Source organism: Desulfosporosinus sp. SYSU MS00001, from assembly GCF_049943955.1.
GTDB lineage: Bacteria > Bacillota > Desulfitobacteriia > Desulfitobacteriales > Desulfitobacteriaceae > Desulfosporosinus.
This window is the reverse complement of the sequence record NZ_JBNFTW010000013.1, coordinates 62,504-82,213: the sequence shown is the minus strand read 5'-3', so window position 1 is coordinate 82,213 and position 19,710 is coordinate 62,504. Positions and strand designations below refer to the sequence as shown.

The window sequence follows — 19,710 nt, the reverse complement described above, 5'->3', positions numbered from 1 at the left end:
ATGATTCAACGACTTACGGATATGAATCTTCCTCATTTTCCCCTTCTCTCTGATGAAGAGATGATGAAGAATCTCCATGCTGCTAAGGAAGGCGACACGGAAGCAAGGGAACGTTTAATCAATTGCAACTTGAAACTTATATTTAACCTTGTTCAGCGTTTTACTCATAGAGGCTACGAACTTGAAGACCTTTTTCAAATTGGAACTATTGGCCTGATTAAAGCAATTGATAAATTCGACTTCTCCTATGGAGTCAAATTCTCTACCTACGCCGTGCCCATGATTATTGGAGAAATCAGACGTTTCCTTCGTGATGATCATCCTTTAAAAGTTCCTCGGTCTTATAAAGAATTAGTCTATAAAGTAAACCGTGCGCGGGATGAACTTTCTTCCAGATTAGGCCGAGAGGCGACAATCGGAGAAATTGCCGCCAATATCGGAGTTGATCGAGAGGAGATTGTTGCGGCTTTGGAGGCTATACAAAGCCCCACATCCATCTACGATACGCTCTATCAAGATGACTCCGATCCCATCTATGTGCTTGATCAACTTTCAACTGAAAAAGGGGCGGATCCTGGTTGGTTTGATAAAATCGCCCTGAATGAGGTTTTGGATAAACTGCCTGAACGCGAAAAAAATGTTCTTTTAATGCGATTTTTTGAAGATAAAACTCAAAGTCAAATCGCAGCGATCCTTAACCTCTCACAAGTTCAAATCTCCAGAATTGAGAGAGCAGCCCTCATGCGAATCCGCGAATTATCCAAAATTGAGGAACACTCTGACCGAACCTCTGCCCCTGATTCAGACTCAGAAACAACCTCGAAAAAGGTGCACAGAAGAGACCCCGGCTAATATCCGATAACACCTTTAAGAGTGCGGGTTATCTGTTCCGCTAAGCCAGCTTTTTCCACAGAATGATCAGCAATCAGATTTACACTGCTTTGTAAAATGTCATTACGATAGAGGTGAATTTCCCCAAGTTTTTGTCCTTTTTTAATAGGAGCACTTACTTCTGGGTTGAGCTTAGTTTCGACCCAGAAATTTTTATCATTTCCTTTTTCAATGGTAGCGCCAAAGGCTTTCTCTGTGACTGCATTTACTGTGTTTTCCTTCCCTTTGGCAACTTTAACGACTCCCTCTTTTTGACCCGTTGGAGCAAATGTTTTAAATTGATATTTGGCGAAACCATAATTATAGATTTTCATTGATTCCGCAAAATGCCCCCTAACCTGAGGCACTCCCATCACGACACAAATTAAGCGCAATCCATCTCTCTCAACCGTGGAGGCAAGACAATATTTGGCTTCATTGGTCCAACCGGTTTTAAAGCCATCCGTTCCCGGATACCACCAGAGAAGTTTATTCGTATTCCATAATTTAAATTTTCCATCGCGCAAATCATATTCTTTGATACTTGTTAATTTTCGAATCAAAGGATATTTAAGAGTTTCTCTAGCAATTACTGCCAAATCATAGGCACTGGTATAATGTCCTTCAGCAGGTAATCCGTAGGCATTGGCAAAATGAGTGTTTTTCAGGCCTAATGCCTGAGCTTTGCGATTCATTTCCTCGACGAAGGCTTCATGAGTTCCGTCAATATGTTCTGCCACAGCGACACAACCATCATTTGCTGAACCAACAGCAATGGCAATTAACATTTGCTCCAAAGTAAAGGTCTCTCCAGGTTCGAGATAAATTTGTGACCCGCCTAACTTACAGGCATTCTCACTCGCCGTAACTTTATCCGTTAGTTTAACCTTCCCAGATTCGACAGCCTCTGCAGCCACTAACAAGGTCATTAGTTTAGTCACACTTGCCGGAGGCAATTCCTTATTCATATCCTTTTCATAGAGAACTCGTCCCGATGCAGCATCCATCAATACAGCACTCGCGGCATCCGTTACAATCTCCGCTCCCATTACAGAAGGAACATTAGCAAAGGCAATATTGCCTAGTACAAGCATGAAAGCAAGAACAACTGCTAATCCTTTTCTCATCTTGACTCCTCCTCATTAAATTTGATGTTATTATTCCCGAAAAGAGAAATTATATAGTAATGAGAATTAAAAGCAGTATTAAAATATGTATAATATAGCAAAGCCTTTAGGAACTATCCCAAAGGCTTTAAAAACTTTATTTCTTCTTGTTTTACTGATGTTCTCTTGTTATTTTAGTAACTTTTAGTAACGTTTCGATGGAACTTTCGAATCCCTTAACCCATGCCAGTAACAAGGATTTAAGTAACAAAGACTCAGTGCAGGATATTTTTTATGGCGAAGGACACATCCCCGGAAGACTTGAATTCCCATTTTCTCGCATTCCTCTTGGACATCTTGACTCCATGTCCGCTCTTGAAACCAAATCTTTTTTACTCCGGCAAACGAAGCCTCTGTGACAAGTGACGGCATTTCCTCCGGTAACAGACAAGGTACGATGACTGTTATTTTATCCTTTAGTTCCTGGACACCTGAATATACTTTGCTTCCATCAATTCGCTGTAAATCTTCAGCAACGGGATAAGCTAAACAGCCAAATTCTTTTAGCGCCCGCCAAGCCTTCCAGGCATGTTTGTGAGTTTTAAATTTCTGGGCATTCCCCAGAACTGCAAATGTATCCTTCGTGGTTAGACCTTCAAGAAACGAAAAAATCGTTTTCTCTCGAGCCATAATATCCCCCCTTCCAATACCCTCTCTATCATATACGTTGGGAAGAGAAATTTATGATTATTGTGCCTCAACCTATTCAATCAACACTAATTGACTGAGCAGTTGCATAATAAGTATTTATACGTTTTTATAAATAAAACCCTGCATATCAGTGGATGATTTAAGCCACTATTTATGCAAGGTTTCGTTTAATAGGGGTCTTATGCCTTTGCAACAGACCTATTTCTTCTCTTATGGAATAACAAACTTATTTCTTATTGAATTACTTCATAAATATACTTTCCGGGCTTCGATTTTATACTACTGAAGGAATATGCCTGATTCGCCGTTTCCAGTGCTTCATTATAATCCTTCAGATTTGTATGCAAAATGCAAAGCGTATCCCCCAAACGAACCTTATCTCCAACTTTCTTCAACATTGTAACTCCCGCCGAAAAATCTATGGCATCTTCTTTTTTCTTTCTTCCTGCGCCGAGCAGCATAGCAGTTATACCTATCTTTTCAGCATCAATGGCTGAAACATATCCCTCACCTGTGGCTTTAACTTCAATATGGCGGCCACTTTGGGGAAGTAACGCAGGCACGTCAACGACCTTTGAATTTCCGCCTTGAATTTCTATCAACTCTTTTAACGTTTCAACCGCTCTGCCGGAATTAATAACATGCCTAAGTTCCGAATAAGCAGTATCAAAATTCTTGAAGGCCCCTCCAAGGACAGTCATATAAGACGCCAGAGTCAAAGCAATAGTCGTTTCATCGTCCGCTCCTTGTCCCTTCAAGATCTCAATGGCTTCTTTTACCTCATTAGCATTTCCCACTTCATGGCCAAGAGGCTGACTCATATCTGTAACAACGGCAATTGTTTTTTTATTCAGCGATTTCCCGATTTCTACCATCGTCTTAGCTAATTCAATAGCCTCGGGGATGGATTTCATAAAGGCTCCAGAACCAACTTTAACATCCAGCACTATGCAATCAGCACCAGAGGCTATTTTTTTGCTCATAATGCTGCTGGCAATCAATGGTATGCTGTCAACGGTTGCCGTCACATCTCGAAGGGCATAGATCTTCTTATCCGCGGGTGTCAAATTAGAACTCTGACCGACAATGGCCATTTTATAGTTATTTACATTATTAATAAACGTTTCTCTATCCAGCTCTGTCTTAAAGCCTTGTATAGACTCTAATTTATCGATGGTACCGCCTGTATGTCCCAATCCTCTTCCAGACATTTTAGCAACGGGTACTCCCGCAGATGCAACAAGCGGGATGATAACCAAACTAAGCTTATCGCCTACGCCACCCGATGAATGTTTATCAACCTTAATCCCATGTATTGCTGATAAGTCGTTTCTATCTCCAGAATCCACAAAAGATAACGTCAGGTCAGCGATTTCTCTTTTATTCATTCCTTTAAAGTAAACAGCCATGAGAAATGCTGACATTTGATAATCAGGAATTTCGCCGTTAACGTATCCCTGAACTATATAGTTAATTTCATCGGTATTTAAAGTTTCGCCACGTTTTTTCTTTTGTATCAAATCAACCGTTCTCATATAAATCACCCCATGTCCTGCCTATTCTCAATCATTTCCAATCTCGGCTAAGAAACTTTTTCCTACTGGAAGAGGATCAAGGCCCAAATAGGCTGCAACAGTGGCCCCCAGATCAGCAAACGTTGATCTTACTCCCAGATTCACTCCATGTTTCACGCTTTGCCCATAAACCAGCAGCGGAACATATTCTCGTGTATGATCGGTTCCCGGGAATGTGGGATCGCAGCCATGATCAGCAGTTATGACCAGTAAGTCCTCCGGGCGCAGAAGCTCCATTAGTTCCGGCAAACGTTGATCGAAATCCTTCAAAGCTTGAGCATAACCTTCCACATTATTCCTGTGGCCATACACCATATCAAAGTCTACGAGATTTGTCATGATCAAACCGGCGTTCGTCTTAGTCATATACGCCAACGTTTTATCAACACCATCCATGTTGTTCTTTGTTGAGCAAAAGTCAGTAATCCCCTTCCCTGCATAAATGTCGTGAATTTTTCCAACAGCATTGACTGCGAGGCCATGTTCAGAAATATATTCTAATAACGTTTTGCGAGGAGGTTCCAAGGCAAAATCGTGCCGATTCGAAGTTCGATAAAACTCACCGACTTGTCCAAGAAATGGACGAGCAATAACCCTTCCTACTTGCAAATCACCAGTTAACATTTCACGAGCTAGCTGACAAAAATGCATTAATTCCGGCAGGGGAATAACCTCTTCATGGGCCGCAACCTGAAATACCGAATCAGCAGAAGTATAAACAATAGGTTTTCCCGTTCTCATATGTTCTTCACCCAAGCGCTGGATGATTTCTGTTCCTGAAGCGACTTCGTTGCCAAGTACACCTCGGCCGATTGCCTTCTCGTAACGATCAATGAACTCCCGTGGAAACCCCTGAGGAAAAGTTGGGAGCGCGCTCTCTAAAGTAACTCCCGCTATTTCCCAATGCCCGCTGGTAGTATCCTTGCCTCGAGAGGCCTCTGCCATTTTGCCAAAACTTCCTTTAGGATTTGACTGGGCATGCACACCTTTAATCTGGAAAATGTTCCCCAGCCCCAGCGTTTCCAGATTTGGAAGCTCCAGCCCCCCCACAGCTTCGGCAATATTATGCAACGTATTGCTTCCTGCGTCTCCATATTTACTGGCATCAGACATTTCTCCGATACCGACACTGTCTAAGACAATAATAATACTACGCTTCATAATTTGGCCTCCATCTATAAATAATTTCAAACTAGTGTTATTCGTCAATTTTCCCATCAGCCCGGGGATGAGACTTATTAAAAACATCTAACAAGCGTTTTCTTGTTAAATGCGTGTAGATCTGGGTCGTAGAAATATCTGCGTGACCTAGTAACTCCTGCACGGAACGCAAATCTGCCCCATGATCCAACAAGTGAGTTGCAAAACTATGCCTGAACATATGAGGCGAAATCCTTTTCTCAAGATTATGAGACGTTCCCCATTTTTTTAAAATGAATGTTACTCCTTGACGAGTTAGCGCATGTCCATGCGCATTTACGAATAAGAAATTATTTGCGGACTTTCCGCACATACGCTTTCTTGCACCCGTTATGTAACGTTTAACGGCCCGTATCGCTGGCTCTCCCAATGGCACGATCCGTTCCTTATTTCCCTTTCCCAGACAGCGTATATACCCAACATCCAATGATACATCCCCTACGCGGAGATTAATTAACTCCGAGACCCGTAAACCGCCTCCATAGAGAATTTCCAAGATAGCCAAATCTCGTGAAGCAGCATCCGTTGTATCATTTGTTTCTAATAGTTTGTCCATTGTTCCTTCAGACAACACTTTGGGAAGAGATTGATTGAGCTTGGGAGTGACAAGATATGTACTGGGATTGTCACTTCGTTTCCCTTCCTCCATTATAAAGGCAAAAAAACCCCGCAGCGTAGCATTGCACCTGGCAATACTTCGGGGCGATTTACCCTGTTCTTTCCAGTGAAGCAGAAATAAGAAGAGATCATTGTGCTCGCATTTGAAAACATCCGTTTCCCTCTGCTCGAGGAACACAACAAGCTGGCGCAAATCAAGTTCATAAGCCTGGCGAGTATTCAAGGAAAGCCCTCGTTCAACATGCAGAAACATAATATACTGCTGCAAAAGCTGTTCTGTGGAGGTCATAAAATCCCCCCTATTTAAATCAAAATCACACTATTAAATTCTACGCAGATAAGCACTTTTCCTTGTTTACTCGGAATTTTGAGGAAAATTATCACTCTTTCTGAGAAATAGGGAATAATTGCAAAACAGATTTTGTCCAACCAGGTGCTTCAACTTTCATCGGATTTCCCATAGGTTTATCATCATTATGAAGCAACGATGAAACCCAAATATTACAGACGACTGCAAGTTTCGGGAGCAGCACAGCAAGTAAAATCAGGAGGAGAAATACCCGTCCCAAATACAAGAAAAAGTCTCTCCAATGTTTTTTTGGCATGACTCTACCTCCTATCCCTAAAGCTTATGCAACTCACGATTGTCCTTATCCCCCCAAAAATTCAGGACCGAGTTTTACTCGGTCCTGAAAAAGAGTGAAACCATATCACGATTTCACTCGACGTCACTCTTCAGAATAGTCTGCTTTAACAATAACGGTCATGACACCAGTCTTAGAGCAAAGCTTCTTCTAAAGGCGTATACATAATATTTAATGATTCAGCAACAGCTTTGTAAGTTAACTTACCGTTAATAACGTTTATCCCTTTGCGCAGCGAGCGATTTTCCTGGAGTGCCTTAAAATATCCTTTATTAGCAATATCCAAAGCATAACCTAAGGTAACATTGGTCAGCGCAAAGGTCGAGGTTCTGGCGACTGCTCCCGGCATATTAGCAACCGAATAGTGTACCACACCATGTTTAATATAGACTGGATCACTATGAGTAGTGACTCGATCGATGGTTTCTATGCTGCCCCCTTGGTCAACAGCCACGTCAACGATAACACTTCCGGGGGTCATGGTTTTTACCATTTCCTCTGTTACCAAGTGGGGAGCACGGGCACCAGGAATAAGCACAGCTCCGACAAGCAGATCCGCCCGAGCAACACTGGCAGCAATATTATAAGGGTTTGACATAAGAGTTTTAACTCGTCCGTTAAAAAGATCATCGATTTCGCGAAGCCGTTGAGCGCTTTTTTCAATCAGGATGACATTGGCACCCATTCCAACAGCCATTTTAGCCGCATTTGTACCTACAATTCCCCCGCCGATAATTGTAACTTTAGCCGGCGACACTCCAGGAACCCCACCTAATAGCATTCCTTTTCCGCCGCAATGTTTTTCTAAAAATTGGGCACCGATTTGAATTGACATTCGCCCAGCCACTTCGCTCATAGGAACCAGCAAAGGCAGAGAGCCATTGTCGAGCTGAATCGTTTCATAGGCTATCCCAACAACTTGTTTTTCCATAAGTACCCTGGTCAATTCCGGTTCGTTAGCAAGATGCAAATAAGTGAATAAAATTTGTCCTGGTTTAAAAAAGTCGTATTCGGGTGCTATCGGTTCCTTGACCTTGATAATCATGTCAGCATTCCAAACGTCGGCTGCAGAATCTAAGATTTGGGCACCAGCCTTGACATACTCTTCGTCGGTAATTCCACTACCTTCTCCAGCAGATTTTTCCACAACGACCTGATGTCCGGTCAGAGTAAAAGCATGGACACCCGCAGGAGTAATAGCAACACGGTTCTCATTGTTTTTAATCTCTTTTGGTACTCCAATCAGCATAATGCAAACCTCCATTTTAATCAATATTCCTAACTTTGCTAATTATAATGCAATTATTATGCCAGAAGCAAGCAAGATCCAAGCAGCAAAAGATTTAACTCTCTCAATGGCTTTTTTGCTGTCTTTATCCAAGCGTAAGGCTCCCGCCTTTACAGGTGGGAGCGGTTTCCCTAGCTTGTTTCGGTGGGGGTAAAGTCCCGCCGAAGACCCGAGGTTCAGCTTTAGCTAAACGAGTTCAGTGACAGCAATATCTGAATTTTAAGAGACTTAAGACAATCGCACATTTTAAATAACCTGCATTATTTTGCATGCTTATTATTGCAATGCAAGCTTTTGCAGGCTACTTTCCTTGTTTTTAAACTTACAACCCCAGAACTCGAGTACCCAATACTGAAAAATACCCTTGAGAAACTCCAACAAATACTGCGCCAAGAGATACAAACGCCGCAGCCACAGTATAATACAAAAACTCTCGGCGCAGTGATTCTCCTCTGGCTTTACCCCTTAATAATAAAAAGGAAAAGATAGTTGCCAAGCCTGCCCCTAATAACAATAAGGGGATTCCCAAAAGCGCAGGCACTAAGACAGTTACAAGGATTAAGCCAAGGCCCAACATTCCTTTAAAGCTAATAATAAAACTTACCGTAAAACCCAGAATAAAACCTCGCGTAAAAACAATGAGATAAATTAACGGGGCCCCAATGATGGTAAGTCCTAGGATCCATATTCCTGCCATGATAATAAAAACATCTCTCGCCAATTGTCCGAGAAATACTGGGTTTAAATCAACTGGTTGATTTTTCAGAAGCGTATTGAGAAAATCCCCCAATTGAGAGGCAGCCGAAGCTCCTAAAGCTTTGACTCCCAAAGCGCCGAACACGACACCAGCCAAATAAACGCTCGAAAGTGTGAGATAGATAACCCAGTATTTACAAATATGATCGCCTAGCTTTTTCCACATAGAAAATCCCCCTTTCCCTTTTCTATATGGAATTTTATTCCTGTTTAAGGGAAAGTATGTCCAAAACCTTACCAAATACGCCCCCTCCGCCAGAGATAAATTTCAAGTCATTGCGCCGAGCTTTTAAAATCCAGGCTGTTATTTTTTCACCGGCTATCGGGAATAATTCCTCTTCTGAAACTTCATGCAAAACAGCCATTTCAGTTTTGAAATGATTTAGCAGCCGCTGATACATTTTAGGTCCGATTCCCGGGAGCCTTTGAAGGGGCACCTGATATACATAACGTGAAGGATCATTATCAGTTAAGGTATTGTCAGCAATACTTACTACACGATCCAAAACTCCTGTCACTACGTGATGACTTCCGCAGACGGGACATGCTAGTTGGGGCGGGGACGTTAACACAACCTGTTCGCAATGCAAACAGTATGTCCGATGATACTTGCCCACTTTCGGCGGCAGACCGAAATTCCGAACACTTCCTTTTGGATTTATTAACAATAAATCACTAAACCCTTGAAAAGAAGATTCAACGTCCTCCAGCAGATTATATTCCCGTGCGATGTTGGTTAAGGAGTGAGCATCTGAATTGCTGAACAATACCACATTCTCCAGTTCACTGATACTTTTAGCCATAGCTCTATCAGCACTTAAACCAATTTCCAGTCCTCGAGGGAGAATGGGCAAAACATCAGCCAAGCGTCGGCAACAGTTTCCATAGATTCCTTTATGGGGAGTAAAAGCATGAGCCGGAAACCATATGCCCTCAGCTTTTTCGACAGCCTCCAGCCACTGTTCAATTTGAAGATGACCTTTCTGGGTACTCAACTGCCAATTCTTTGTCGCAGCCCTTATTTGCCGGACATAGTCTTCTATATGGTTGAGAGAAGGAAAATAGGCCAAAAAATGTGCATTCCCCTCCCCAATTTGCAATTCGATTTCATGTCCAGGAATAATTGTTAAGCCCTTGGCAGCATATCCACCTTCGGCCAGAGCATGGATCTCCCCCAAAGTGAGCAAGGTTCTGAAATCTTTACGAACACCCTCTGAATGGGCATCTACAATTCCGATCATATTCAGACCTTTTATATCCCGGGCAACCTCCAGAATATTGGGAAGGGTTAACGATTTTGAGGCTGTGACTTTAACCAGCTTATTATCAAGACTTTGTCCAATATGAATATGTAAATCCGCATAAATCATGATATATGCTCCTGGACAAGCAAAATTCCCAGTATTGTTTTGGCATCAATAAACTCATTTTGGCAAGCACGTCTTAATGCTTCACTCCAGGGAATTTTCTCCACCGTTAAAAACTCATCATCATCTGTTGTCAAAGGATCCCAAACCAAATCTCGAGCTAAAAAAATATGCATAACCTCATCCGTAAAACCCGGCGTTGTATAAAAAGTACCCATTAATTCCATAGTTCCCCTATAGCCGGTTTCTTCACGCAGTTCGCGAATCGCGCAGTTCAATGGAGATTCTTGGGGATCAATTTTTCCGGCGGGTATTTCTAACGTTTCACGAGCAATAGGATATCGATATTGACGAACCATAAGAATTTCTTGATCCTGTAAGGCGATAACGGCAACAGCTCCGGGATGCCTAACAACCTCTCGATACGTCTCACTTCCATTGGGTAAAGCGACTTTATCTCGTTCTAAGCGAAGCATGCGTCCCTCAAAGATCACTTCTCCCGCGATACGTGTTTCAGATAATTTTTGCTTATCGTTCATAATTAACCCTTCTTTCAGCACATCTGACACTATTTTATGCCATCTGAGCGACGAATACAAAACAACACACTAATACATCCCCCTCTCTTAAAATTCACAACGTAAAATTGATGTAATAGTCAGTGACTAATGGCTCGCCCGGCTTAAGGTTTTGCAAATGCTAATGCCGTTGCAAAATGAACGGATAGTTCGTTGTGCAGCGGCATCTCCTTTTCTCTATAAAGCTATCTGAGCCAGCTCGATTCCCAATTCTAAGGCACGTCGGTTAAGGGGAAGAAGATCATGCCGATACTCCGGTAGAACTTTTTTCAGGGCATTAACGACTGATTCCAAGCTCACAGCACCTATTAACTGAATATATGCCCCAAGTATTATCATATTCGCTACCCGAGAGTTGTTAAGTTTTTCACTGGCGAGGTCGACGGAAGGGATCTTGAAAACATTAATGTCTTGTCGTCGTGGTTCCAAGTCAATCAGCGAAGAATTGAGAAGCAACCATCCACCGGGCTGAATATCTCCCTCAAACTTTTCTAGTGATGGACGATTGAGAACAATGAGGGTATTCGGTTCCGTAATGATCGGAGAGCTGACTTCTTTATCAGATATAGTAACCGAGCAATTTGCAGTTCCTCCTCTCATTTCCGGCCCATAGGAAGGAATCCAGCTGACATATTTGTTTTCTTCAAGCCCGGCATAGGCCAGCAGTTGTCCCATCGACATAACTCCTTGCCCGCCGAAACCCGCCAGGATAATTTCTTGCAGCATTAGATTTCTCCCCCCTCAAGTGTTTTTTTGACACCGAGAGGATAAACAGGAATCATTTTGTCGGCTAACCATTTTAATGCCTCTCTTGGAGTCAAACCCCAGTTGGTCGGACAGGTTGACAGAACTTCCACCAAGGTAAAACCCCGCCCTGCCTGCTGAAGTTCGAAGGCTTGTTTTATAGTTTTTTTGGCTTTACTGACCTCATGCGGGTTATGCACGGAAACCCGGGCAATGAAGGCAGCACCCTCAATGGTCGCAAGCATTTCCGACATACGTATAGGATATCCCTGAAGCGAAGGATCTCTCCCTTGGGGAGAGGTCTGGCTCACCTGTTCTAACAACGTCGTCGGGGCCATCTGTCCCCCGGTCATCCCATAAATTGCATTATTAACAAAAATTGTCGTGAAGTTTTCCCCTCGGGCAGCGGCATGGATTATTTCAGCCGTCCCGATAGAAGCCAGATCGCCATCGCCCTGATAGGTAAAAACTATCTTATCACGATTGACCCGTTTAATTCCTGTAGCAACAGCAGGAGCCCTGCCATGTGCCGCTTGCTGCATATCCAGATTAAAGTAGTTGTACGCCAAAACCGAGCATCCGACAGGAGAAACTCCAATGGTTTTTTCACGTACTCCAAGCTCGTCAATAACTTCGGCAACAAGGCGATGAATAATCCCATGAGTGCATCCTGGGCAATAATGAGTCTTAGCAGAGGTTAGTGACTTCGGTCGCTCAAAAACGGTAATCATACCTCTTCAACCTCCCCTTGAAGGTTCGTTAAGGCTTCAATTTTTGCTAAAATATCACGGGTTGTCGGAATCATGCCTCCAACACGTCCACAATAATGAACAGGTACTTTAAATTCCAAGTTATAGCGAACATCCTCAATAAGCTGACCCAAACTCATCTCGACAGTTATAACATGTCGGGCTTGGCGGCAGGCCTTTTGCAAATCATCTTTAGGAAACGGAAATAACGTAATCGGTCGGAACAATCCGACGTTTAACCCCCGCGCTCTGCCTTGATCCACAACTGCTTTTGCCACGCGTGCAGCAGATCCATAACCAACAAGGACTAGTTCTGCATCCTCTGTTTTATAAGTTTCTCCCATAGATTCTTTACGCATCTCTTCATATTTGTTGCTGAGATGCAGATTATGTTTCTCTAATTCTAACGGATCCAGATAAAGCGAATTAATAATATTGGGGGTTCTCCCCTCTGCTCCAGTAGTTGCCCAAGGCTTGGAAGGGATTTTAAAGCTTAGATCTTCAGGCGGCAATTCAACAGCTTCCATCATTTGACCGAGAATCCCATCTCCTAAAATCATTACCGGATTGCGATATTCATCCGCTAAGTCAAAAGCCTTTCCCATCAAATCCACCATTTCTTGAATTGTCGCCGGAGCTAAGACAAGAGAGCGATAATCTCCATGTCCACCGCCTTTGACAGCTTGAAAATAGTCCGATTGAGCTGGTTGAATACCGCCTAGCCCCGGTCCACCCCGCTGCATATTTACGATAACGCAAGGAAGTTCCGCTCCGGCAATGTAGGATATTCCTTCTTGTTTAAGACTTATCCCCGGTCCTGAAGAAGAGGTCATAACCCGTGCCCCGCTCCCGGCGGCACCATAAACCATATTAATGGCCGCAATTTCAGATTCGGCTTGCACAAAAACCCCGCCTACCTCAGGAAGTCGCTTAGCTAAATAATGAGGAATTTCATTCTGCGGAGTAATGGGATAGCCAAAAAAGTACCGGCATCCGGCACGAACCGCCGCTTCGCCCAAGGCTTCATTCCCCTTCATAAGAACTTTAGCCATTTCCCTTTTCCTCCTTTCGTACCGTGATTACAACATCCGGACACATTCTGGCGCAGAACCCACAGGAAATACATTTTTCCTGATCAAGTACAGTGGCAGGATGAAAACCCATAGCGTTCAGATGCCCCGCCATACTCACAATATGTTTCGGACAGGCCTCCAAACAAAGTTCGCACCCCTTACAACGATCCTCATCAAACTCAACTTTAAGCATAGTTTCCCTCCTTTACGAAACCTCAAGGGACTTGGTAATCTCCATAATTAAACGTTCAATCGAGTGTGCTTTTTCCTCTCATAGAGGGAATTGCCTAAACTAAACCTTTATTTATCTTAAATAGGTGGAACGAATTTGTCCCAAACGCCGTATCCTTTCTTCGGCCAAACGATCTGCGGCTTTATAGGTTGGAATATTCATTTCCTTAGCTATTTGTAAAACCTTTTCTACATTGTCGTAAACCATGTCCACCTTTTGCAATGCCCTTGCACGATTATATCCTTCTAACTCATCGGCCACATTGATAACTCCACCAGAATTAATGACATAATCCGGCGCATAGAGAATCCCTAAGTCGTGAAGCTTATCGCCATGGCGTTCTTCAAAAAGCACGTTGTTTGCTGCCCCGGCAATAATTGCGAACTTAAAACGAGGTATTGTTTCATCATTAACAACAGCGCCCATAGCGCAAGGGGCAAATATATCAGCCTCGACACCAAAAATTTCGTCAGGCCCTACAACGGTCGCTTCCATTTCATTGAGTACTCGTTTAATTGCATCCTCATGAATATCCGTCACTATGAGTTTAGCCCCTTCTTCCTGTAAATGCTTGGCCAAATAATACCCAACATGCCCCAGCCCTTGGATAGCTACCTTTTTTCCCTGGAGTGAATCCTTACCGAACTTCTCTTTCGCCGCAGCTTTCATTCCTCTCCATACTCCCCGTGCCGTCATCGGGGACGGATCACCCGATGCTCCCGAAGCGGATACCCCTGTTACGAAATTTGTTTCAAGATGCACCCAATCCATATCTCGAACAGTTGTACCCACATCTTCTGCCGTGATATATCTGCCGTTTAATGATTGCACATATCGTCCAAAAGCGCGAAAGAGTTCCTCACTTTTTTGAGTGCGAGAATCGCCAAGAATAACGGTTTTACCGCCGCCAAGATTAAGTCCTGCGGCAGCGTTTTTGTATGTCATCCCTCGGGCGAGTCTCAAAGCATCAAGGATTGCCTCCTCTTCACTGGCATAGTTCCACATTCTTGTTCCCCCAAGTGCGGGGCCTAAGGTTGTATCATGAATACAAATAATTGCTTTAAGTCCCGAAGTTCGATCCTGACAGACGATTAATTGTTCATAATCATACGTTTCTAAATATCTAAAAATATCCAATGTTCCTTCCCCCTTTATAACATTCCGCATTAAAACACTCGACTAAATGATCTGCAATAAAGGTGCCAAAAATGTTTTAATATTGTAAATCTTTAAACAAATATTGCGTGCCTTAGAAACCCAGTATTGATGCGGAATACGCTGCCCAAATGCTTGCGATTAAGGAATATTAATTTCCGAGACACAAGTACCAATTACTGCAAAAAAATTCATGCTTGCAACTAAATGCAAGCATGTTTTTTCAACTATATTTTGCAATATTTTGCAGTATCCTAAATCAAAGCATGCCTTTCTAGCTTATAATAGAAGTTTCGAATTGACATTTGCAGCAGTTTAGCAGCTTTTGTTTTATTTCCCCCAGTTCTTTGCAACGTCGCCAGAAGTATATTCCGTTCCCATTGTCTCTGCAAAGCCTCGAATCCTATATCTTCTTCCCCGACAGTAATATCCTGAATCTCAAGCAGCTTAGTTTCCATGATATTACTATTTGGAAGCGGCAAAACCGGCAAATGCTGCAATTCAATAACAGTCTCATTAATCCTCATATTAATAATTGCACGTCCTAAAATATTTTCCAATTCGCGAATATTACCTGGCCAATGATAATTTAACAAAATTTGCAGGGCATCATCACCGATTCCCTCAACACATCGCCCATATTCCTGATTAAAGCTGGCAATCAAATGATGAACTAATAAAGGAATGTCGTCCTTACGCTGTCGTAAAGGAGGAATAATAACGGGAACAACATTTAAACGATAGTATAAATCTTCGCGAAATCTCCCAGTTCGAAGCTCAGCTTCAAGATTAGCATTAGTCGCTGCAATAACACGGACATCAACATGAAAGGCCCGATTGTCTCCAACTCTTACAATTTCACGCTCCTGGAGAACTCTCAGCAACTTGGCTTGGAGATTAAGACTAATTTCCCCAATTTCATCAAGAAAAATAGTTCCTCCATTAGCTTCTTCAAAGAGCCCTATTTTCCCGCCTCGCTTGGCACCGGTAAAGGCTCCTTCGACGTAACCGAATAACTCACTCTCAAGTAAGTTGTCCGCTAAAGCTGCGCAGTTAACGCGAATAAATTGACCTTTTTGCCGGTCGCTAGAACGATGAATCGCATGAGCAAACAATTCTTTTCCAGTTCCGCTCTCTCCCCGCAGCAGCACGGTGGCCGGTGTCGCTGCAGCACGTTCAGCCTGAGCAATCGTTGCCCTAATAGCTTCGCTGTCACCGATAATATCGCTGAAGGTATACTTGGCTTCTAAGTGCCGAATAATCCGTTTTGCTCTTTCTAGTTCTTCAGAGAGTTTATGAATTTCGGAAATATCATGAAGGACTCCCACAGTACCCCGAAATTGTCCCGATATCATAATGGGGGCAACATTAACAATTACCTCTTTTCGCTTGGGACCTACTTTCATGATTACTCCTTTGACAGGCTGGCGAGTTTTAGCAACCTTAAGATGCATACTTTCTCCCTCGGCAATATCAACAGTCGGAGGTTTGCCAACGATCTCTTCGGAGGTAAATCCAGTTAATCGAGTATATGCTTGATTTATTAAAAATCCCAAGCCGTTTTCATCAACGACTGAAATGGCATCCTGCGTAGAATCAATAATTGCAGTCAAAAGAATCTTAAGTTCCAGCAAAGAATGAACCTTGGCCTTGAGGATTTCATGTTCGGTCATGTCTTGCAAAAAAGCAACAGCACCGGTAACTCTTCCCTGCTCGTCTTTAAAAGGAGCCCGGCTAGCTATAAACATTTTGCTTCCTATTCGGCTAAATCTATTAAACTCCATCCTCTGAGTATCTCTGATCGAAGGCAAAGGATCATCGGGTATTATCTGCCATAAATCTTTACCTATAATCTCTTCAGGGGTATAACCTAAAAAGTTTGCTGCTTGGAAATTACAGATAACAATTTCATTTAATAGGTTTATTCCTATAATTGCTTGTTTCGTTTCGACAGCCATTTTCTCAAGCTCACGACGTCTGAACATATCCGATTCCCGACCTCCTTCAAAATCCTTTCTACTAGCAATTTCGTACCATTTATCAGAAAAAACAGTATCTTAATAACTATTCCAAATATTCGCCAATGGTCTGCAAAATCCTGCTTTGCAGGTTATTGCAAACATGGCAAATAAAAAACACCTCCTAGTTCTTTAACATAGAGATGTTTTTACAATCAATTGAATAACTAAAAAGCTATTTATTTAAACTTATTATGTTACGTTCTTTACTATATTTAAGATTGTATATAGGAATATGTTCATAAGACCTTGAAAGCTTAATACTTCATCGCCATAAGAAGCTTATCAGCAACCATCGGATAAAAGTTCTTTCATTTACATTAACTCAGTTTAAAACACACGTAAAATGTGGTACCTTTAGGACTGGTTTCAACACTTATCCTTCCGTTATTTCGTGATACTATACCGTAACACACCGCTAATCCCAAACCAGTGCCTTGTTCTTTCGTTGTAAAGAATGGTGTACCCAACTTTTCAATTAAGGACTTCTCGATTCCTTTACCTTCATCCGATACAGCCAGTACTACTTCACCGTTGGTTGAATAAGTAGTTATTTTCAATCCCCCTCCAGATTCCATTGCTTCAAATCCATTACGTACAAGGTTTAATAGAAGTTGCCGTATTTCCTGAGCGTTAAGTTGTAAATATGGCACATTATTCAGCTCTAAAGTTAATAACGTATCGTTATATTGTGCATCGGCTTGAATTAATGGCAAGGTAGAATTAACGATATCATTAATATTACAAATTCCCAACGTCGTCGACTTAGTTTTACTAATAGATAGGAATTCTGTAAGGATAGAATTTGCGCGGTCCAATTCCTCTATCATGAGATCAAAGTATTCCTGATTTTTTAGCTCTTGTTTAGATTTAAGTAATTGCAAAAATCCTTTTACTGTCGTCATCGGATTTCGAACTTCATGACTAATACTGGCTGCCATTTGGCCAATTAAATTTAACCTATCCATCCGTACCATCTCTATCTCAGCTCGTTTGCGTTCGACAATTTCTTGTGAAAGTAATTCATTTGCCATTTGCAATTCTTTAGTTCGCTCAGCGACCAAGTTCTCTAAATAATAATTATGCATTAACTCACAACGTTTAAATTTATAAAGAACTGTTGATAAAAAGTATGAAATTATAACTAAAAACAACGCGTTTATGTAGTTTCCTTGACGAATAGTCAGGTCCTTCTGACTAATAGTTAGGAATACCATTAACATTACCACGGACAATCCATACAAAATCGAGGTCACCTTTAGGCTATAATAAAACATTACAGCTATTGTGAAACATCCCAGGATGTAAACTGTGATTTCTCCATGAATTTGTTGGTCAATAAAGCCTGATATCACGACGGTAAGGCTAAGCATAAAAACGGCAAACGATATTCCATAAAATTCATGTTTATATGTTACCTCATTGGGGGAACGGGCTCTAATTTTATAGAAAACCAACAGATAAATGAGTGAGGCTAAACCAAAAACAACATGAGAATAAAAAAGGTACCTATAACCATTTGTAATTACCCAGAGACCCTTGAGCCTATTGATTTGGTCTATAAGTACAAGAACAAAGCTTCCCAAAAAAAAGATTAACGATAACTTCCCTGTACGATTATAATTATTATAAGTTACTTCTTTTTCTATTAAATACTCATAATGTTCTTTTATATTTTGCAATCAAAAAACCTCATTAAGATGCAGCTCCTATTCTCTACTAATACGTTAAATATTCAACGCATCCCCTTAATATTCCTCTCAAATCAACAATATACATGGTTTCTAAAATTATAACTAAATAATTCAGAACCTAAATCATTCTATAGTGGTACGAGTTGTATCTAACTCCATTTATTAATTGTACGTGGATATACGATATCCTCTGATAAATCCATTAAGATATTTCAATGCAAAAAACACCTCCAAGTTATTAACTAGAGATGTTTGCGGACAAAAATAATTTTATGGCGATAAACTCTGATAGTTTGGTAGGTTTACAAACCATTTCTATAACTATTTTAAAAAGTTTGTCGCAATAAATTCTCTATTTTAAACCCTGTATCCCTTGGTACGCCTAAAAAACTTAATACATCATCGACATGCGCAGCTTATCGGCAACCATCGCTACGAATTCGGAGTTCGTTGGCTTGCCGCGGTCAATGTTGATGGTATAGCCAAAAAAGCGATTCATGAAATCCACATTGCCCCGATCCCAAGCTAATTCAATGGCATGACGGATTGCCCTTTCCACACGGCTGGGAGTCGTTTGGTATTTTTCGGCAATCATCGGATAAAGTTCTTTGGTAACAGCTCCAAGTAAAGAAACTTCTTGAACCACGCTCACAATCGCATCTCTCAGATATTGATAACCCTTAACATGAGCTGGCACTCCCATTTGATGTATCATGCGGGTTACTTCCACTTCAAGATTCTTGGAGGTTGGCGGAAGGATACTTGGAGAAATTTGGGGAGAACTAACAACTTTATTATTTAAAGTCGGATTTACAAGTTGGGCAGAACTAAGCGTATCCGGGAAATCATCTTGTAGTTGACGAATGCGCTTTCCTAAGGTTTCTAAATCAAAAGGCTTCAGTATGTAATAATTAGCTCCTAAATTAACTGCTCTTTGAGTCATAGATTCCTGGCCAAAGGCAGTTAGGATAATGATTTTTGGTCTGGGAGTTAAAACTTGAAGTTTTTCTAAAACTCCTAAACCATCCAAATGAGGCATTATAATATCTAAAAGTACGACATGGGGTTCTTCACGGGCAATTAATTCGAGGGCCTCATTTCCATGATAAGCTACTCCAACAAGAGTCATATCTTCTTGCCGTTCAATGAATTCTTTAACAATTTCAACAAATTCCCGGTTGTCATCTGCTAGTAAGACTCGTATAGGCCTTTGCATCCCAGGATCCTCCTCATTCTCGATAAATTATGTAACTATAATTTCGACAATTGTTTTCCAGACTCCTTCTTTATTTATGTAAATCCAGAAAAAAAGAAGTGACTCCTGGTCACTTCT

General features: G+C 41.7%; 19 protein-coding genes. 1 reads left to right on the top strand and 18 read right to left on the bottom strand.

The annotated features are described in order from the left end of the window. Positions 1 to 852, top strand: coding sequence for an RNA polymerase sporulation sigma factor SigF (sigF, locus tag ACPUYX_RS18935; RefSeq protein WP_088226429.1), 852 nt, complete (start codon positions 1 to 3; stop codon positions 850 to 852). Here sigF and ACPUYX_RS18930 read toward each other — a convergent pair. The 18 genes from ACPUYX_RS18930 to spo0A form a co-directional block, all read right to left on the bottom strand. Next, positions 849 to 1,997, bottom strand: a complete 1,149-nt coding sequence (locus tag ACPUYX_RS18930; protein ID WP_426381169.1) for a D-alanyl-D-alanine carboxypeptidase family protein — start codon at positions 1,995 to 1,997, stop codon at positions 849 to 851. The genes sigF and ACPUYX_RS18930 overlap by 4 nt on opposite strands. 183 nt (positions 1,998 to 2,180) lie before the next feature. After that, complete coding sequence (locus tag ACPUYX_RS18925; RefSeq protein WP_426381168.1) at positions 2,181 to 2,666, bottom strand: CoA-binding protein; 486 nt, start codon at positions 2,664 to 2,666, stop codon at positions 2,181 to 2,183. Between the two features lie 254 nt (positions 2,667 to 2,920). Continuing rightward, complete coding sequence (locus ACPUYX_RS18920; RefSeq protein ID WP_426381167.1) at positions 2,921 to 4,222, bottom strand: pyrimidine-nucleoside phosphorylase; 1,302 nt, start codon at positions 4,220 to 4,222, stop codon at positions 2,921 to 2,923. 27 nt (positions 4,223 to 4,249) lie between these two features. Beyond that, positions 4,250 to 5,422, bottom strand: a complete 1,173-nt coding sequence (locus ACPUYX_RS18915) for a phosphopentomutase (protein ID WP_426381166.1) — start codon at positions 5,420 to 5,422, stop codon at positions 4,250 to 4,252. 37 nt (positions 5,423 to 5,459) lie between these two features. Beyond that, positions 5,460 to 6,368, bottom strand: a complete 909-nt coding sequence (xerD, locus tag ACPUYX_RS18910; RefSeq protein ID WP_426381165.1) for a site-specific tyrosine recombinase XerD — start codon at positions 6,366 to 6,368, stop codon at positions 5,460 to 5,462. A gap of 91 nt (positions 6,369 to 6,459) precedes the next feature. Beyond that, on the bottom strand, positions 6,460 to 6,684 hold the full coding sequence (locus ACPUYX_RS18905; protein WP_088226423.1) for a hypothetical protein: 225 nt from the start codon (positions 6,682 to 6,684) through the stop codon (positions 6,460 to 6,462). Between the two features lie 172 nt (positions 6,685 to 6,856). After that, on the bottom strand, positions 6,857 to 7,972 hold the full coding sequence (gene ald / locus ACPUYX_RS18900) for an alanine dehydrogenase (protein WP_088226422.1): 1,116 nt from the start codon (positions 7,970 to 7,972) through the stop codon (positions 6,857 to 6,859). A 361-nt stretch (positions 7,973 to 8,333) separates the two neighbouring features. Beyond that, a complete protein-coding gene (locus ACPUYX_RS18895) occupies positions 8,334 to 8,933 on the bottom strand; it encodes a stage II sporulation protein M (protein ID WP_426381164.1) in 600 nt (199 codons plus the stop codon). A 34-nt stretch (positions 8,934 to 8,967) separates the two neighbouring features. Next, positions 8,968 to 10,137 carry an endonuclease Q family protein gene (locus tag ACPUYX_RS18890; protein WP_426381163.1) on the bottom strand — a complete coding sequence of 390 codons (1,170 nt, stop codon included), beginning with the start codon at positions 10,135 to 10,137 and terminating at the stop codon, positions 8,968 to 8,970. Continuing rightward, positions 10,134 to 10,673 (bottom strand): NUDIX domain-containing protein, encoded by a 540-nt coding sequence (locus ACPUYX_RS18885; protein WP_426381162.1) that lies wholly within the window; start codon positions 10,671 to 10,673, stop codon positions 10,134 to 10,136. The genes ACPUYX_RS18890 and ACPUYX_RS18885 overlap by 4 nt, the downstream gene beginning before the upstream one ends. Before the next feature lie 216 nt (positions 10,674 to 10,889). After that, positions 10,890 to 11,438, bottom strand: coding sequence for a 2-oxoacid:acceptor oxidoreductase family protein (locus tag ACPUYX_RS18880; RefSeq protein WP_426381161.1), 549 nt, complete (start codon positions 11,436 to 11,438; stop codon positions 10,890 to 10,892). Further along, positions 11,438 to 12,187, bottom strand: coding sequence for a thiamine pyrophosphate-dependent enzyme (locus ACPUYX_RS18875; protein WP_426381160.1), 750 nt, complete (start codon positions 12,185 to 12,187; stop codon positions 11,438 to 11,440). The genes ACPUYX_RS18880 and ACPUYX_RS18875 overlap by 1 nt, the downstream gene beginning before the upstream one ends. Beyond that, positions 12,184 to 13,257 carry a 3-methyl-2-oxobutanoate dehydrogenase subunit VorB gene (locus ACPUYX_RS18870; protein ID WP_426381159.1) on the bottom strand — a complete coding sequence of 358 codons (1,074 nt, stop codon included), beginning with the start codon at positions 13,255 to 13,257 and terminating at the stop codon, positions 12,184 to 12,186. Before ACPUYX_RS18870 ends, ACPUYX_RS18875 begins: the two co-directional genes overlap by 4 nt. Then, the gene (locus tag ACPUYX_RS18865) at positions 13,250 to 13,471 is read right to left on the bottom strand and encodes a 4Fe-4S dicluster domain-containing protein (protein ID WP_426381158.1); all 222 of its coding nucleotides are present in this window, start codon (positions 13,469 to 13,471) and stop codon (positions 13,250 to 13,252) included. Before ACPUYX_RS18865 ends, ACPUYX_RS18870 begins: the two co-directional genes overlap by 8 nt. 111 nt (positions 13,472 to 13,582) lie before the next feature. Next, entirely contained in the window at positions 13,583 to 14,647 is a 1,065-nt protein-coding gene (locus ACPUYX_RS18860; protein ID WP_426381157.1) for a Leu/Phe/Val dehydrogenase, read from the bottom strand. A 272-nt stretch (positions 14,648 to 14,919) separates the two neighbouring features. Then, entirely contained in the window at positions 14,920 to 16,650 is a 1,731-nt protein-coding gene (locus ACPUYX_RS18855; RefSeq protein WP_426381156.1) for a sigma 54-interacting transcriptional regulator, read from the bottom strand. Between the two features lie 353 nt (positions 16,651 to 17,003). Further along, positions 17,004 to 18,365 (bottom strand): ATP-binding protein, encoded by a 1,362-nt coding sequence (locus ACPUYX_RS18850; protein WP_426381155.1) that lies wholly within the window; start codon positions 18,363 to 18,365, stop codon positions 17,004 to 17,006. A 403-nt stretch (positions 18,366 to 18,768) separates the two neighbouring features. Then, on the bottom strand, positions 18,769 to 19,593 hold the full coding sequence (gene spo0A / locus ACPUYX_RS18845) for a sporulation transcription factor Spo0A (protein WP_426381154.1): 825 nt from the start codon (positions 19,591 to 19,593) through the stop codon (positions 18,769 to 18,771). Between the last annotated feature and the right edge of the window lie 117 nt (positions 19,594 to 19,710).

Excerpts from the sequence above, each read along its gene's own strand:
- ACPUYX_RS18870 (WP_426381159.1), bottom strand. The coding sequence starts at position 13,257 with ATGGCTAAAGTTCTTATGAAGGGGAATGAAGCCTTGGGCGAAGCGGCG.
- ACPUYX_RS18930 (WP_426381169.1), bottom strand. The coding sequence starts at position 1,997 with ATGAGAAAAGGATTAGCAGTTGTTCTTGCTTTCATGCTTGTACTAGGC.
- xerD (WP_426381165.1), bottom strand. The coding sequence starts at position 6,368 with ATGACCTCCACAGAACAGCTTTTGCAGCAGTATATTATGTTTCTGCAT.
- ACPUYX_RS18895 (WP_426381164.1), bottom strand. The coding sequence starts at position 8,933 with ATGTGGAAAAAGCTAGGCGATCATATTTGTAAATACTGGGTTATCTAT.
- ACPUYX_RS18875 (WP_426381160.1), bottom strand. The coding sequence starts at position 12,187 with ATGATTACCGTTTTTGAGCGACCGAAGTCACTAACCTCTGCTAAGACT.
- ACPUYX_RS18890 (WP_426381163.1), bottom strand. The coding sequence starts at position 10,137 with ATGATTTATGCGGATTTACATATTCATATTGGACAAAGTCTTGATAAT.
- ACPUYX_RS18885 (WP_426381162.1), bottom strand. The coding sequence starts at position 10,673 with ATGAACGATAAGCAAAAATTATCTGAAACACGTATCGCGGGAGAAGTG.
- ACPUYX_RS18905 (WP_088226423.1), bottom strand. The coding sequence starts at position 6,684 with ATGCCAAAAAAACATTGGAGAGACTTTTTCTTGTATTTGGGACGGGTA.
- sigF (WP_088226429.1), top strand. The coding sequence starts at position 1 with ATGATTCAACGACTTACGGATATGAATCTTCCTCATTTTCCCCTTCTC.
- ACPUYX_RS18880 (WP_426381161.1), bottom strand. The coding sequence starts at position 11,438 with ATGCTGCAAGAAATTATCCTGGCGGGTTTCGGCGGGCAAGGAGTTATG.
- ACPUYX_RS18920 (WP_426381167.1), bottom strand. The coding sequence starts at position 4,222 with ATGAGAACGGTTGATTTGATACAAAAGAAAAAACGTGGCGAAACTTTA.
- ACPUYX_RS18925 (WP_426381168.1), bottom strand. The coding sequence starts at position 2,666 with ATGGCTCGAGAGAAAACGATTTTTTCGTTTCTTGAAGGTCTAACCACG.
- ACPUYX_RS18915 (WP_426381166.1), bottom strand. The coding sequence starts at position 5,422 with ATGAAGCGTAGTATTATTATTGTCTTAGACAGTGTCGGTATCGGAGAA.
- ACPUYX_RS18865 (WP_426381158.1), bottom strand. The coding sequence starts at position 13,471 with ATGCTTAAAGTTGAGTTTGATGAGGATCGTTGTAAGGGGTGCGAACTT.
- ald (WP_088226422.1), bottom strand. The coding sequence starts at position 7,972 with ATGCTGATTGGAGTACCAAAAGAGATTAAAAACAATGAGAACCGTGTT.
- spo0A (WP_426381154.1), bottom strand. The coding sequence starts at position 19,593 with ATGCAAAGGCCTATACGAGTCTTACTAGCAGATGACAACCGGGAATTT.
- ACPUYX_RS18855 (WP_426381156.1), bottom strand. The coding sequence starts at position 16,650 with ATGTTCAGACGTCGTGAGCTTGAGAAAATGGCTGTCGAAACGAAACAA.